Annotated in this window: 14 protein-coding genes; 6 read left to right on the forward strand and 8 right to left on the reverse strand. The window is 68.1% G+C overall.

Annotation, left to right across the window (positions count from 1 at the left end; genetic code table 11):
- Positions 1–67 precede the first annotated feature (67 nt).
- Entirely contained in the window at positions 68–1180 is a 1113-nt protein-coding gene (locus LJ725_RS18335) for a hypothetical protein (protein WP_230552099.1), read from the reverse strand.
- 20 nt (positions 1181–1200) lie between these two features.
- Positions 1201–2076 (reverse strand): hypothetical protein, encoded by an 876-nt coding sequence (locus LJ725_RS18340; protein WP_230552100.1) that lies wholly within the window; start codon positions 2074–2076, stop codon positions 1201–1203.
- 237 nt (positions 2077–2313) lie between these two features.
- Here LJ725_RS18340 and LJ725_RS18345 point away from each other — a divergent pair, with 237 nt between their 5' ends.
- Entirely contained in the window at positions 2314–2664 is a 351-nt protein-coding gene (locus tag LJ725_RS18345; protein WP_230552101.1) for a hypothetical protein, read from the forward strand.
- Here LJ725_RS18345 and LJ725_RS18350 read toward each other — a convergent pair.
- From LJ725_RS18350 to LJ725_RS18360, 3 genes are read right to left on the reverse strand one after another with little or no spacing between them, the layout of a single operon-like run.
- Complete coding sequence (locus LJ725_RS18350; protein ID WP_230552102.1) at positions 2661–2924, reverse strand: hypothetical protein; 264 nt, start codon at positions 2922–2924, stop codon at positions 2661–2663. The genes LJ725_RS18345 and LJ725_RS18350 overlap by 4 nt on opposite strands.
- A gap of 5 nt (positions 2925–2929) precedes the next feature.
- Positions 2930–5272, reverse strand: a complete 2343-nt coding sequence (locus LJ725_RS18355) for a xanthine dehydrogenase family protein molybdopterin-binding subunit (RefSeq protein WP_230552103.1) — start codon at positions 5270–5272, stop codon at positions 2930–2932.
- 48 nt (positions 5273–5320) lie between these two features.
- Positions 5321–5467: a hypothetical protein gene (locus LJ725_RS18360; RefSeq protein ID WP_230552104.1), complete on the reverse strand. Its 147-nt coding sequence runs from the start codon at positions 5465–5467 to the stop codon at positions 5321–5323.
- Positions 5468–5555: 88 nt separating this feature from the next.
- Here LJ725_RS18360 and LJ725_RS18365 point away from each other — a divergent pair, with 88 nt between their 5' ends.
- Together LJ725_RS18365 and LJ725_RS18370 are read left to right on the forward strand one after the other, a co-directional pair.
- The gene (locus LJ725_RS18365; RefSeq protein WP_230552105.1) at positions 5556–7385 is read left to right on the forward strand and encodes a serine/threonine-protein kinase; all 1830 of its coding nucleotides are present in this window, start codon (positions 5556–5558) and stop codon (positions 7383–7385) included.
- A 42-nt stretch (positions 7386–7427) separates the two neighbouring features.
- Positions 7428–8483 (forward strand): oxygenase MpaB family protein, encoded by a 1056-nt coding sequence (locus LJ725_RS18370; RefSeq protein ID WP_230552106.1) that lies wholly within the window; start codon positions 7428–7430, stop codon positions 8481–8483.
- 28 nt (positions 8484–8511) lie between these two features.
- Here LJ725_RS18370 and LJ725_RS18375 read toward each other — a convergent pair whose 3' ends face one another.
- Positions 8512–9099 carry a hypothetical protein gene (locus LJ725_RS18375; protein WP_230552107.1) on the reverse strand — a complete coding sequence of 196 codons (588 nt, stop codon included), beginning with the start codon at positions 9097–9099 and terminating at the stop codon, positions 8512–8514.
- A 107-nt stretch (positions 9100–9206) separates the two neighbouring features.
- Here LJ725_RS18375 and LJ725_RS18380 point away from each other — a divergent pair, with 107 nt between their 5' ends.
- Positions 9207–10136, forward strand: a complete 930-nt coding sequence (locus tag LJ725_RS18380) for an SAM-dependent methyltransferase (RefSeq protein WP_230552108.1) — start codon at positions 9207–9209, stop codon at positions 10134–10136.
- Here the strand turns inward: LJ725_RS18380 and LJ725_RS18385 are convergent.
- On the reverse strand, positions 10125–11012 hold the full coding sequence (locus LJ725_RS18385; RefSeq protein ID WP_230552109.1) for a LysR family transcriptional regulator: 888 nt from the start codon (positions 11010–11012) through the stop codon (positions 10125–10127). The genes LJ725_RS18380 and LJ725_RS18385 overlap by 12 nt on opposite strands.
- 101 nt (positions 11013–11113) lie before the next feature.
- On the opposite strand from LJ725_RS18385, the gene LJ725_RS18390 reads away from it, so the two are divergent.
- Positions 11114–11527, forward strand: a complete 414-nt coding sequence (locus tag LJ725_RS18390) for a cupin domain-containing protein (RefSeq protein ID WP_230552110.1) — start codon at positions 11114–11116, stop codon at positions 11525–11527.
- On the opposite strand, the gene LJ725_RS18395 is transcribed toward LJ725_RS18390, so the two are convergent.
- Positions 11524–12438, reverse strand: coding sequence for a LysR substrate-binding domain-containing protein (locus tag LJ725_RS18395; RefSeq protein WP_230552111.1), 915 nt, complete (start codon positions 12436–12438; stop codon positions 11524–11526). The genes LJ725_RS18390 and LJ725_RS18395 overlap by 4 nt on opposite strands.
- A 107-nt stretch (positions 12439–12545) precedes the next feature.
- On the opposite strand from LJ725_RS18395, the gene LJ725_RS18400 reads away from it, so the two are divergent.
- Positions 12546–13583 carry an ABC transporter substrate-binding protein gene (locus tag LJ725_RS18400; protein ID WP_230552112.1) on the forward strand — a complete coding sequence of 346 codons (1038 nt, stop codon included), beginning with the start codon at positions 12546–12548 and terminating at the stop codon, positions 13581–13583.
- Positions 13584–13600: the final 17 nt, after the last annotated feature.

The following is a 13600-nucleotide window of genomic DNA, read 5'->3' on the forward strand; positions in this document are numbered from 1 at the left end:
GCTCCTCGTGTGGTCTGTCTGTCCCAAGGACGGACGATGCCGGCCTGTTCCGACACGAGGAGCCGATTTAGTTGCGCGGGCCGTAGGACCCCGGGGTCACGCCGCCATATTCGTGGCTGACCCGGCCGTTCGAGCCATAGCCGACATAGCCGCCGGCGGCGTCGTAGAGATAGTCGAAGCCCTCGAGGAACATGCGGCCGGTGTTCACGAAGACGTTGGCGTCGTGGACGACCTCGACCCGTTCGGGATGCAGCGGGTTGCCGCGACGGCCGACCCGGAACTCGTAGAAGGCGGGCTGCGGGCGCTGGCGATCGGGCATGAACAGTTCGATGCGCGTGCCCTCGGGGGCGCGGTGGCCGCGCTGCAGCCCCGTGCCGGGCGGCGGCGAGAGGAACATGTAGTCGATGCCGGTATCCATCAGCATCGTCCCGCGGCCGGTCACGCCGTCGACCGACACTGTCATGGGGGCGCCGTTCCAGTCGGGAACGCCCGGCGGATGGGCCTTGGGCGTAAGCTTCACGAAGGCCATGTGGCGGGTGAGGGCGGGCGTCATGCCGAGATGAACGCCGGTGCGCGTGACGACGTAGCCCTGCCGCACCGAACTGACGGGCCGTCCTGAGGCGAGGGAGATCAGACTCACGAACGGGTTCTTGGGCGAGGGGTTGTCGGCGGTATGCTGCGCCGAGCCGCGATCGAAACCGATGCCCATGAAGCCGACGTTGCGCGGATCGCTCTCGGGCCGGCAGTCGCGCGCCCGTTCCAGGCAGGTGATCTGCGCGACGCGAAGGACCTGCACGCGCGCGGTCGCGACGGGGGTGTGGGCATCGCGGCGGATGACCACATCGGTCATCCAGTGCTCGCCGCTCAGGACGCGGCCGCTGCTGTTGTAGACGAGGCGTCCCGGTCCCTGTGCGACGTCACCCGGCCCGGGAATGAAATGCTCGGCCGATACGACGATGCCGGTCGAGCCGGTGTCCATCCCGAACAGGCGCGGCCGGCTGCCGCTGAGGCTGAGCCAGACGTGCGGCACGTGCGACATCGAAACCGGACCGTTGGCGAACGGGATCTCGATGGCTTCAAGTCCCTCGTAGGCGCGCCAGGGCTCCTGAGCCTGCGCCAGTGCCGGTGTCGAGAGGCCGAGCGCGAGCGCACCGATCCGGAGAAGAGTCGCAAGAGGCATGGGGTTCCACATCGCAAGGTTCAGTCGGGAAAGTCGAAGTCCTGTCCCTTGGACTTGATGCCGACCTTTTCGAAATAGTCCGGGCCCAGCAGGCTGATGGGCTTGCCCGTGCACTTCAGGGACGCGACCTGCTTGCCATCGCGTTCGATGGCAACGCCCGCCTTTTCCTGAATCTCGCCGCGAGGACCCCATTTGCCGATCCCGGTGAACAGAACGAAGCCCACCGACTTGGTCGCGACACGGAGCCATGCGCCGCCGCCGCCCGCGAAGGGCACGCTCTCGCCCGTGGCGGCCTGCGGCGGCGGGACATGGCCCGACGGCAGGGTGAGGTCGAGCGGGTCGGTCGAATCGGGTTTGCCGGTCCGGTACTGAAGGTAGCCCTTGGTCGGGCTGGCATCCCGTGACGCACAGACCGAGATCATCTTCGTGGGGCTCGTTCGGCAGGAGAAGACGACCGTCTCGGCAGGTGTGCAGAACGATGTTTGGGCCGCCTTGGCGGGTGCGGGAGGCGGCGTGGGGGAGGAGGGCGCGGCTGCGGCAAGCGGCGCCGGTTTTGCCGAGGCGATCAGCACGATGGTTTCGCTCTTCTTGCAGTCCGGATCGCCCTGGCAGGACGCGGCCATGACGCGTGCCGCCTTGTATGTCAGCGCCAGGCGCTTGCCCTTCAGCGCCCTCTCCTGGGCACAGAGGTCGAAATCCGCGGCCTCGTCGAACGTTGCGCCGCGATCGTCCTTCAGGGTGATGCGACAGGCCACGTCGCCGTTCTGGAACTCGATCGGAATCCCGAAGGCTCGTTTCTTCACGCCGCCGACGGTGACGGAATCCTGCGCGACGGCAGGGAGGGCGGCCAACGTGAGAAAGGTCACAGACGCGTAGCGCAGGACGGAGAAAAACAAGCCAGACTCCGGGGCTGAAGCGGAAGTGGCCGCTTATAGACGACCCGCCCGGGATTGTCGCGTGACCAACGCAAAAGACCCGCTCCAGCATCGCCGGGCGGGCCTTACGAACTCACCGGTACATCCGCGGCTCAGTCCGTGCTGCCGAAACAACGCCGACCACAGGAATTGGTTGCTTCGTCCGGTCCGGCCACCAGATGGGCGCAACTATTGCGGTTCGGCCTTCGTTGATCCGCCATGTCCGAGAACAATACACTCGAGGAGATCAGTCCCTATCTGGTTCTGGGTCAGGCGGACGTTGCCGGCCAACCGATCGTGGAGACGGCGCGCGTACTCCACGACCTTATAGTGACGTTTCCGCCGCAGGGTCACTATTCGGTGCGCACCGTCGAGGACGAATGCGGGCCCGCGATCCATTGTGCCTTCGAGCGCAAGAGCGACGCCGACAGGCTGGCCCGCGCGGTCGGCGCGATCGAGATCGCCCGCTACGAGAGTTATCGCAGCGAACGGGCCTTCTTTCTGGACGAAAAGGCCACCCGCGCCATCCGCCGCACGCTGGAGCAGCGGCGGTCCCTGGTTTCGAACTAGAGAATCCCGAACATCCGCGCGACGCGCTGGACCGCCTGCCAGGCGGGATCGAGCGTGGCAAAGGTGCGCGCCATCTCATTGGCGTCGTTCAGCAGCGCCTTGAGCTTGACGTCGCTGGGTTCGTCCTTCTCGGCCTCCAGCCGTGCCTCCTCGAAAAGAGCGCGCAGTTCGCGCATCTCCTCGGTGTAGTCGGCGTCGATCGCCTTCACCGAATCGGCGAGGGCGGAGGCGAGGGACGGATCGTTCGTCTTTTCGGTCATACTCTCTACGCTGCTTTCTTTGCGCGATGGGCCTCGATGGCGGCCCACAGGGACGATGCGGTCACGGGCATGTCGATGTGCTTCAGCCCGGTATGCGGATGGATGGCGTCGACGATGGCGTTGATCACGGCGGGCGGTGCGCCGATCGCGCCGGCCTCGCCCGCGCCCTTCACGCCCAGCGGATTGGTCGTGCACAGGCTGTTGTGCATGTCGAACTTCACGTGCGGCACCACGTCGGCGCGCGGCAGCGCGTAGTCCATGAACGAGCCGCTCATGAGCTGGCCCGACTCGGGATCGTAGATCGTCTTCTCGGTGAGGGCCTGGCCCACGCCCTGTCCGACGCCGCCATGGACCTGGCCCTGCAGCAGCAGGGGATTAAGCGCCGTGCCGAAATCGTCCATGATCGAGTAGTTGAGGATCTCGAGCGTCCCGGTGTCGGGATCGATTTCGAGTTCGCAGATGTGGCAGCCGTTGGGGAAGGTTGCGGCCTGCGGCGTGCGCGTGAAGGCGTCGTCGAGACCCGGCTTGCCGCCCTCGGGCACGTGCTTGGGATCCTTTGCGGCGCGGGCCACGTCGAACAGGCTCATCGTGCGATCGGTGCCGACGATGCGGAACGTCGCGTCGGCATACTCGATGTCGCCCACCGCCGCTTCCATCGCGGAGGCGGCGACCAGCTTGCCCTTCTCGATGATGTTGTCGCTGACGCCCAGTACGGCCGCGCCGGCCACCGGGATCGAACGGCTGCCGCCGGTCATGCCCTCCGGCGTGAAGTCCGAATCGCCCTGCACGATGCGGATACGGTCGGCATCGACGCCGAGCCGCGCCGACATGATCTGGGTGAAGGCCGTCTCATGGCCCTGGCCGTTGGTCTGCACGCCCACGAACACGGTGATCGTATCGTCCTCGTTGAACTTGGCGATGGCGCTCTCCGGCGCGCCGCCCGAGCACTTCTCGACATAGGTCGCCATGCCCATGCCGCGCCACTTGCCCTTGGCCAGCGAGGCGGCGCGGCGGGCGGGGAAGCCCTGCCAGTCGGCCTTTTCCATGCCCTTCAGCATGACGTTGTCGAAGTCGCCGGAATCGAAGGTGTCGCCCAGCGCGGTGTTCCACGGGATCTGGTTGGGCTTCACGAGGTTGCGCTTGCGGATCTCCACCGGACCCAGGCCGGTCTCGCGACCGATATGGTCGACGAAGCGCTCCAGCAGATAGGCGGCCTCGGGCCGGCCGGCGCCGCGATAGGCATCGGTCGGGACCGTGTTGGTCATCACGCCCTTCACGTTCACGTAGATCGCGGGCGTCTGGTAGAGGCCGGCCAGCATGCCGCTGCCGGCCATCGTCGGAATGAACGCGCCGAAATGGCTGAGATAGGCGCCCAGCGCGGCGTGGGTCGTGACCCTGAGGCCGAGGAACTTGCAATCCTTGTCGAGCGCCATCTCGGCCAGCGAGACATGGTCGCGGCCCTGCACGTCCGACAGGAAGGCTTCCTGGCGATCGGGAATCCACTTCACGGTGCGCTTCAGCTCGCGGCTCGCCCACACCACCAGCGGATATTCGGGATGCACGAAGATCTTCATGCCGAAGCCGCCGCCCACGTCGCCGGTGCGCACGCGCAGCTTGGGCTGGCCGATCTTCAGGATCATGTCGGCGACCACGGGACGGATGACGCTCACGCCCTGAGAGGACACCCAGAGGGTCGAGCGGTCGTCGGCCGGGTCGTACTCGCAGATGGCGCCGCGCGGCTCCATCGAGTTCACGACCAGGCGATTGTTCACGATCTCGAGCTTCACGACGCGATCGGCCTTGGCGAAGGCCGCCTCGGTCCGCGCGCGATCGCCCATCTCCCAGTCGAAGACGAGATTGCCCTTGATGTGATCATGGACCAGGGGCGCACCGGGCTGGGCGGATTCGAAGGTGCCGACGGTGTGCGGCCGGGCCTCGTAATCGACCTCGATCAGTTCGGCGGCGTCCTTGGCCTGCTCCAGCGTCTCGGCGACGACCAGCGCCACCGGATCGCCGACGTGACGCACGCGGTCCAGCGCCAGCATCGGCCGGGGGGTCTCACCGCGGGGCGTGCCGTCGCGATTGGTAACGGGCACCAGGCAGGGCAAGTCGCCGTAGCCCGCCTTCTTCACGTCCTCCCCGGTCAGGACCAGCAGAACGCCCGGTGCCTTCCTGGCAGCCGAGGTGTCGATGCTCTTGATGTCGGCGTGGGCATGAGGCGAGCGCAGGACATAGGCCCGTGCGGCCGGGCCGGAGAGTTTGGTGTCGTCCGTGTAGCGACCGCCGCCGGTGAGGAGCCTCGGGTCCTCGACCCGGCGGACCGACTGACCAATGCCGAACTTCGCCATCAAATTCCTCCGTGTTGTCCGGAGGTTAGCCCGGCCGGTGGATGCTCGCTACAGGATCGTCCAGACGAAGCCCGCCATGACGACCAGCAGGCCGGCGCCGAGGCCGAGCCAGGTTCCTGCCGTCGGGACGCGGATTTCGGCCTGGTCAAGCGCCGGCCTGGGTGATTCCTCGAGGATCTTGAAGCCCTGTGCCACGGAAAACCTCGCTGACTGCAGTTTCATCATGCAGCTGCCGGAGGAACGCCGGGCGGAGCTGGACGTTGCTTTGCGGGGCAGGAGTGAAATGCACATCCAGGACGACGATACCGGTGAGAAGCGCGCCGGACCTGCGACCACGGCCGAGCCGGTCGTCGATTACGTGGCGCTGGCACCGGGACGTGTCGTCGGGCGCTACGAAGTGCTGGAGGTGCTGGGCCAGGGCGGTTTCGGCATCACCTATCGCGTGCGCGACACCCAGCTCGACCGCGAGGTCGCGCTGAAGGAATACCTGCCCCCGGCGCTCGCGATCCGCCAGGACGGTGCGTCCGTGCTGCCGCGCTCCACCGAGGTGGCTGAGGATTTCTCGTGGGGACGCGAGCGCTTCGTAGCGGAGGGCCGCACGCTGGCCGGGCTGCACGATGCGCCGGCCATCGTGAAGGTCTTCGACTTCATCGAGGCCAACGGAACGTCCTACATGGTGATGGAGCTGGTCCGCGGCGGAACGCTGGAGGACAGGGTCAAGCGCCGCGGTCCGCTCCAGCCGCACGAGATCGACACGTTCCTGCCGCTGCTGCTCGAGGGGCTTCAGCAGGTTCACGCGACCGGTTTCCTCCATCGCGACATCAAGCCGGGCAACATCCTGTTGAGCGAGGCGGGGGTGCCGACGCTGATCGACTTCGGCGCCGCGCGCCTGGCGATCGCCGGCCGCTCGTCGACCATGACGGCCATCTTCACGCCGGGCTTCGCCGCACCCGAGCAGTTCACCACCGGCAAGCAGGGGCCATGGACGGACATCTACGGCCTGTCCGCGACCCTGCATCACGCCATCACCGGCACTGCGCCGCCCAGCGCCTTCGACCGGCTGCTGGAGGATACCTACCAGCCGCTGGCCGGCCTGCCGCTCATCGGCTACGCGCCGCAGTTGCTGGCCGGCATCGACGCGGGCCTCGCGGTCCGCTTCGACGAGCGGCCGCCGTCGATCGCCGCCTGGCGGGCGCTGCTGGGCGGGCCGATGGCGGATGCCAACAAGACGGTGCTGATGCCGCAGCCGGTCGTCCCGCCCACACCTCCCTCGCCGCCGACACCTCCGACGCCGCCCAGCCCGCCCACGGCGCTGGCCGTCGCGCCGCGCCGCAGCCGCCGGCCGGCGGCGATTGCCGCGGGACTGATCGCGCTGCTGGGCGTGGCCGGCGGGTACTATCTGCTGGCGCGCGCACCGCAGCCGTCGCCGCCGGTCGAAACGGTGGCTGCCGCGCCGGTTGCCACGCCCGCCACGGCGCCGGAAACCGATCCGGCCGTCATGGCGCGCGAAGGCGAGGACGCGCTCCAGCTCATTCCCGCCGATCGCCAGCGCATCCAGGCGGTGCTCACGTCGCTGGGCTACGACACGCGCGGCGCCGACGGCACCTTCGGGCAGCGTTCGCGGGAGATGATCGCGGCCTGGCAGAAAGCGAAGGGGCAGCCGGCGACGGGCTATCTCACGGCGGCGCAGGTGCCGGCCCTGTTCCGCGAGGCGCCCAACCAGGCCGCACCGGCTACGCGGGCAGGGGGGACGGCGCCACCCCAGACCTTGCCTGCCGCACCGAGAGGTGCCGCCACTTACGATGGCGTCTATGGCGGCGGCCTGTCGACCAGTGGCATGGCCGATGCGCCGGGTGTGGTGACCGCCGAATTGAGCATTTCCGGCGACCGGCTGATCGGCAGGGTCGTGCATCCCGGCTGCGGCGCCTCGTCGATCACGCTCTCGGTGTCGGCGTCCGGCGAGATCAGCGGCAGTGGCCGGGTGCTCGAAAGCCAGGATTGCTCGATGGCGCCGTTCACGGCCACGGGCAGGGCCTCCGGCAACGGCGTCACGCTGGAAATGCGCACCACCGCCGGCGCGATGCGCGGAAGCCTCACGCGGCGCGGCGGCTAACCGCGCGTTGTCATTGTGGCGCGGTCATGGCAGAGCCTAGCCATGACCATGAGCCGTTTCCTGAATGGCGCCGAGGCTTCGCGCCAGTACGGAGTACTGGCCGGGCACTGTGCCGCTTCCCTGATGTGGGCCGATCCGCTGGCCGACGCCGCCGCAGGCGCGTTGCAGCCCCTCGGGGAGTCGTGGTGGCCGATGGTCCTCAAGGCGCTCGAGCCGGGGGCCGGGGCGCTTCCCGACGCACCGCCCGCACTGGCGGCCTTGATTGCGGCCCTGCCGCCCGAGCCCACGGCAGAGGAGTGGGAGGCCCTCGAGGCGGGCCGCGCCGCGATCGCCCGTACCGGCAATTCCGCCTCGCTGGTCGTGCAATGCGCCTTGCTGGCGATCGACGCCTGGGCGCCGCCGATGACCACGTCCCCACAGCAGGCGAGCCGCCAGCTGTCCGAGACGGGAGACTGGTGGCTCAAGCTTCACGCGCCGGGTGGACTGCGCCGCGGGGCCGATGGGTACAAGGCCACGCTGCGCGTTCGCCTCACCAATGCTTTCCGGCGCCGCGCCGTGCGCGAGACGGGCACGTGGGACCGGCGTGCCTGGGGGGAGCCGATCAACCAGGGTGATCTTTTCGCCCAGATATCGGCCTTCACCGCGGTGCTGCTCGATGGTCTTCACCGCATGGGCTATCGGCTGACGCAGGCGGAAAAAGACGGCTACTACGTCTTCTGGCGCTACGCCGCTGCCGTGCTGGGTCTGCACAAGACGTGGCTCGGGATGATCGACGCCGAGCGATGCGGCCCGTTCTGGAAAATGTGGCTGCTGGTCAATCCACCGCCCAACGCCCAGGCCCAGGCGCAGGCGAACCGGACGCTCGACGCATTCGCGCGGACAGGCGGCGGTGCGGCGTTCCTCGATCGCGTCCTCCTGTCGGGCATGACGCACTGGCTGCTGGGCCGGGATGTCGCGCAGGGGCTCGGTGTGCCGAACGGCCCGATGACGTATCTGCTGCCGGCGATCTATCCGCCGACCTCCTACCTGGCGCAACGACTCGGCGGAAGCCGCGAGCGACGCCTGACGCGGACGGTCGCGGCGCTGGCCCGTTCGTAACCAGCGCCGTCCGCGTCTTCTCCAGTCGTTACTTCTTCGGCGTGATCGAGACGACCAGCACCGACGTGTCGATGGCCGTGAGATTGTCGCCGGTCTTGACGCGCGGCAGCTGCGCGCGGCCTTCCGCCGTCGCCGCCGTATAGGTCTGGACCTCGCCGCCGTTGGGATTGACGACCGAGATGGTGCCGGCCGACGGATTGACGCCCGTGACCCACCAATTGGCGACGGTCTGCTCGGCCTTTGCGCCGGCGGCGCGGTCGCCCGACGAGGCGGCGGCGGTGACGCTGACGTCGCGGTCGCGCGGCGTCCGGGCGTTGGGGCCGGAGAGCACGAAGGTGAGCTTGTCCTCGAAGCTGGCCGACACCCGGTCGCCGACCTTGCTGGTGTCCATCTTCACGCCGGGGCTGACGGTCGAGGTCAGCGAGCGGCCGGCGGGACCGGTGAAGGTCACGGTGCGCTTGGCCGGATCGATGGCCGTGATGGTGGCGTCGATGGAATAGGTGGTCACCGTCGAGATGCCGACGATGGGCTGGCCCTGCGCGAACGCGGCGCCGGCGCCCGTGGCGACGAGCGTGCCGGCGACGGCTGCGGCAACCAGGAAGCGTTTGGTGAACATTGACTCTCTCCTCCGTTGTCTTGGCGACGCTAGCATGAGGTTTGGCGGATTTTCCATCGCCGGCCTGTTACGTTGAGATTGAATATGTTCAATCTTCGAGCTGCCGCGTGATCACCGCCTATCTTGCCGCCGAGGGCCTGGAAAGCCAGTTACGCGAGGAACTCGCGCATCAGGGCGTCGAGGTTCGAGCCACGCACGGCCGTCTCCTCCTGTCGGATGCCGCGCCCGTCGCCGCGGCCTGGGCCGCCAACGTCTGGCACGACTGCATCGAGCTGCCGGTCGCGTCGATCGGCACCGCAGCGAAGGCGTTGCGCGACATGCAGCGCAACTGGGCGATGTACGCGCCGCTGCATCACCGGCGCGCCGCGCTCATCCAGGAGAAGCTGCCGCACGTCTCGTCGAAGCCCGTGGTGTTTCCCGCCGCGGCCCCGACGTCGCCGCTGGGATCGTGGACCCTTCTCGCGCCCGACCGCATGCTCGCGGCGGCCTCGTGCCGTTCGCCCTTCGCCAACGGCGAGGTCGAACTGGTCGAGGACAAGGTCGGTCCGCCCAGCCGCGCCTACCTGAAACTATGGGAAGCGCTGGTGCGGCTGCGCCGCTGGCCGCAGCCGGGCGAGCGCTGCCTCGATCTCGGCGCCTCGCCGGGCGGCTGGACCTGGGTGCTGGCGCGTCTGGGCGCGCATGTCGTGGCGGTCGACAAGGCGCCGCTCGATCCCCGGGTGGCGGCCATGCCCGGCGTCGAGTGGCGTGGCGAGAGTGCGTTCGCCCTCGAGCCCGGCAGCGTCGGTCCCGTCGACTGGTTGTTCTCCGACGTGATCTGCTATCCGGCGCGGCTGTTGCGGCTGGTCGAGCGCTGGCGCGCATCGGGACTGGTCCGCAACATCGTCTGCACGATCAAGTTCCAGGGCGAGACCGACCACGAAACCGCAAGGGCCTTTGCGGCCATTCCGGGCGCCACCGTGCTGCACCTCCACTACAACAAGCACGAGCTCACGTTCCTGCTGCCGCTGCAGTCGCCGGATCCGCTACCGCGATAGTCCACGGCTGCGCAGGTCGCGGACCGTGTGGTCGACGAAGGCGCGGATCTTCGGGGCGAGAAGGCGGTTGGTCGGATAGACGGCATAGATGCCGCCCGACGGGGTCTCGTGGCTGGCGAGGACGCGGGCCAGCAGACCCGCCGCCAGCGCATCCGCGATCAGCCATTCCGGAATGGCGGCAAGTCCCAGGCCCGCAAGCGCTGCCGCGCGCAACGCCTCGGAACTGTTGACGACAAGACGGGGCTGGACCGCCATGGTCTCCGTCCCGATGCGCCAGGTGTCCCGCCACGGGAGCGGCGCGAAGCCGATCAGCCGGTGGCCGAGAATGTCGCGCGGCTTTCGGGGCGTGCCGTGCTGGGCGAGATAGGCCGGGGCGGCCGCGATGACGACGCGCGATGTCGCGATGCGGCGCACGACGAGGCTCGGCTCGGGTCTCTCCACGATGCGGATCGCAAGGTCGATGCCTTCCTCGACCAGCCGCAGCGCGGCGCTCCCGGCGATCAGCTCGACCTCGATCGTCGGATAGGCGGCGAAGAAGGCGGGCAGGCCGGGCACGATGTAGTGCTCGGCGAAGCCGTCGGGAGCGGCAATGCGAAGCCTTCCGCCGGGCTCCTTCTGGGCGGCTTGGGCCTCGCTTCGCGCCGCGGCGAGATCGTCGAGCAACTTCCGGCAGTGCCGGTAGAAGGCGCTGCCGGCCTCGGTCGGACGCACGCGGCGCGTGGTGCGGTCGAGCAGGCGCACGCCCATGCGCTCCTCGAGCGCGCGCACCGTCTCGCTCACCGACGACTTGGCGCTTTGCAGCGCCTGGGCCGCTGCCGTGAAACTGCCGGTCTCGACGACGCGGGCGAAGGCTTCGATGCCGCTGAAGGCTTCCATGCGCCATTGTTCGCTCTGCCGAACAATCTGTCCAGAACCACCCTCTGCCGTCGTGCCCGGCACGGGACTATCCATGGTTTGTCCCGACAGCGGAGGAAACGATGAGCGAGCAACTTGATGTTCTGGGCGCGCCGATGATCGTCAAGGCCGACGGCGGCACCGTGGCGGCCTTCGTCGCCGACCATCCGATCCCGCCGGGCTATTTCGTGCCACCGCACCGGCACGACGCCGACGACGAGATGCTGCTCGTCGTGGAAGGCGAACTGACGCTGATCGGCGAAAGGGGCGAGAGCAAGGTGCAGGCAGGCGCGAGCGCGACGTTCATGCGCGGCGACCTGCACGGGTTTCGCAACGATACGAACGGCACGGTACGTCTGCTCGTCGTCGCCACCCCCGGCCTGCAGGCGGCCGAGATGTTCCGTCATTTCGATCGGGCGACGCGGGAGGCGGGCCAGCCTCTCGTGCCGTCGCAGATCGCGGCCATTGCCGGCGAGTACGGCGTCCAGTTCGGTTAGCGCCGGATCAGCGGGCGCAGGAAAGCCGTGATGTGGGCGCGGAAGCTGTCGATGAATTCGCGCGCCACCGGCGGCGGCGTGCCCTGGGCCGCGTAGAGCGCGGCGAACTCGAAATGGATGCGCGGCTCGAAGGGCAGCACGACGATGCCCCGCGTGGCGTACTCGGTTGCGGTGAAGGGATCGCAGAGCGTCACGCCCGCGCCGGAGCCGGCCAACGAACATGCGATCTCCGACAGCGGCGTCTCGATGCGCATGACGCGGCGCACGCCGTGGTCGGCAAAGACGCGATCGATGCGGAAGCGCGACACCGAGGAATGTCCGAGTGAGATGAAGCTCTCGCCCTCGAAGTCGGCCGGCCGCAGCCGCTTCTTGCGCGCGAGCGGATGATCCTGGGGAAGGACCGCCATGTAGGGGGCCGGCGGCATGCGCTCGAGCCGCACAGCCGCATGCTCGATCGACCCCTCCGCGAAACCGAGATCGCTCTGGCCCTGGGCGACGGCCGTCACGACGGCGTGCGACACCAGCCCCGACAGGACGAGGTCGAGCTTGGGGCGCTCGACCAGATAGCCTCCGGCGAAGCGCGGCAGGAAACCGTTGGCCAGGGCGGGCAGGGCGGCGATGCGCAGGAAGCCGGCCCGGCGCGTGCGCAGCTCGTCGGCCATCTGCGCGATGCGTTCGAGGCCCACGAAGGCCCGTTCGACCTCGGCATAGAGGGACAATGCCTCGCTGGTCGGCACCAGCCCGGTGCCGCGGCGCTCGAACAGGGTGAGGCCGAGTTGCTGCTGCAGGTCGCGGATCATGCGACTGACCGCCGGCTGGGTGACGTTGATCAGCTTCGCGGCCATGCCGACGCCGCCGGTCAATACCACGGCGCGAAAGGCTTCGATCTGGCGTGGATTGAGGCCGCGCATGGCCCTTCATAACATTTCGCTATGAAGCTTGGCAGAAAATTGGATTTGACGCCGTGGGCTGCGGCATAAAACACTCGCTGTCGGGGAACTCACGAACGGAGGGGGCAATGACCCGTTTGGCGCGCTTCGGCGCAATCGCCGGTCTGGCTTTGTTGGCGGGCTCGCTGCCCGCCCTCGCGCAGCAGAAGACGCTCACCGTCGCGGCCTATGGCGGCGTCTGGGACAGCCACCTGCGCAAGGAGGTCTTCCCCGAGTTCGAGAAGAAGCACGGGGTCAAGGTCGAGTACGTCGCCGGCAATTCGACCGACACGCTGGCCAAGCTGCAGGCCCAGAAGGGCAACCAGGTGATCGACGTCGCCATCATGGACGACGGCGTCATGTACCAGGCGATCAAGCTCGGCTTCTGCGCCCCGATCGAGGGCATGGACAAGAGCGAGCTCTATCCGGCTGCGCTGTTCAAGGACGACAAGGCGGTTGCCGTCGGCCAGACCGGCACCGGCTTCATGGTCAACACCAAGGTCTTCAAGGAAAAGGGCTGGCCGATCCCGACCTCGTGGAACGACCTGAAGGATCCCAAGTTCAAGAAGCAGCTCGTGATCCCGCCGATCAACAACACCTACGGGCTCTACACGCTGATGATGTTCGCCCGCATGAACGGCGGCGGCGAGAAGAACATCGAGCCGGGCTTCAAGGTGATGAAGAACGACGTCAACCCCAACGTGCTGGTCTATGAACCGTCGCCGGGCAAGATGACCGAGCTCTTCCAGTCGGGCCAGGCCAACATCGCCGTCTGGGGCACGGGCCGCGTCCAGGCCTTCGCCAATACAGGCTTTCCGGTCGACTTCATCTATCCGAAGGAGGGCGCACCCATCCTGCTCGCCTCGGCCTGCCCGGTCGCCAAGGCCTCGGTCAATCCGCTGGCGCACGAGATGATCAAGCTGCTGGTGTCGGCGCCGGTGCAGACCGGCATGGCCAAGGAAATGGGCAACGGCCCGGTCAACACCAAGGTCGACGTCAACATGCCGGAGCTCAAGATGGCTCCGGTCGGCGAGCGCGCGAAGCTGATCATCGCGCCCGACTGGGACGCGATCAACGCGCAGCGCGACGACTGGACCAAGCGCTGGAACCGCGAAGTCGAGCGCTGATCCTTCCGGGAAGATTG

Origin of the sequence: Reyranella aquatilis (assembly GCF_020880995.1) — a bacterium.
GTDB classification, from domain to species: Bacteria; Pseudomonadota; Alphaproteobacteria; order Reyranellales; family Reyranellaceae; genus Reyranella; species Reyranella aquatilis.

Coding starts and splice junctions, on each gene's coding strand:
- LJ725_RS18335 (WP_230552099.1), bottom strand. CDS start 1,180: ATGCCTCTTGCGACTCTTCTCCGGATCGGTGCGCTCGCGCTCGGCCTC.
- LJ725_RS18345 (WP_230552101.1), top strand. CDS start 2,314: ATGTCCGAGAACAATACACTCGAGGAGATCAGTCCCTATCTGGTTCTG.
- LJ725_RS18350 (WP_230552102.1), bottom strand. CDS start 2,924: ATGACCGAAAAGACGAACGATCCGTCCCTCGCCTCCGCCCTCGCCGAT.
- LJ725_RS18355 (WP_230552103.1), bottom strand. CDS start 5,272: ATGGCGAAGTTCGGCATTGGTCAGTCGGTCCGCCGGGTCGAGGACCCG.
- LJ725_RS18365 (WP_230552105.1), top strand. CDS start 5,556: ATGCACATCCAGGACGACGATACCGGTGAGAAGCGCGCCGGACCTGCG.
- LJ725_RS18370 (WP_230552106.1), top strand. CDS start 7,428: ATGACCATGAGCCGTTTCCTGAATGGCGCCGAGGCTTCGCGCCAGTAC.
- LJ725_RS18375 (WP_230552107.1), bottom strand. CDS start 9,099: ATGTTCACCAAACGCTTCCTGGTTGCCGCAGCCGTCGCCGGCACGCTC.
- LJ725_RS18385 (WP_230552109.1), bottom strand. CDS start 11,012: ATGGAAGCCTTCAGCGGCATCGAAGCCTTCGCCCGCGTCGTCGAGACC.
- LJ725_RS18390 (WP_230552110.1), top strand. CDS start 11,114: ATGAGCGAGCAACTTGATGTTCTGGGCGCGCCGATGATCGTCAAGGCC.
- LJ725_RS18395 (WP_230552111.1), bottom strand. CDS start 12,438: ATGCGCGGCCTCAATCCACGCCAGATCGAAGCCTTTCGCGCCGTGGTA.
- LJ725_RS18400 (WP_230552112.1), top strand. CDS start 12,546: ATGACCCGTTTGGCGCGCTTCGGCGCAATCGCCGGTCTGGCTTTGTTG.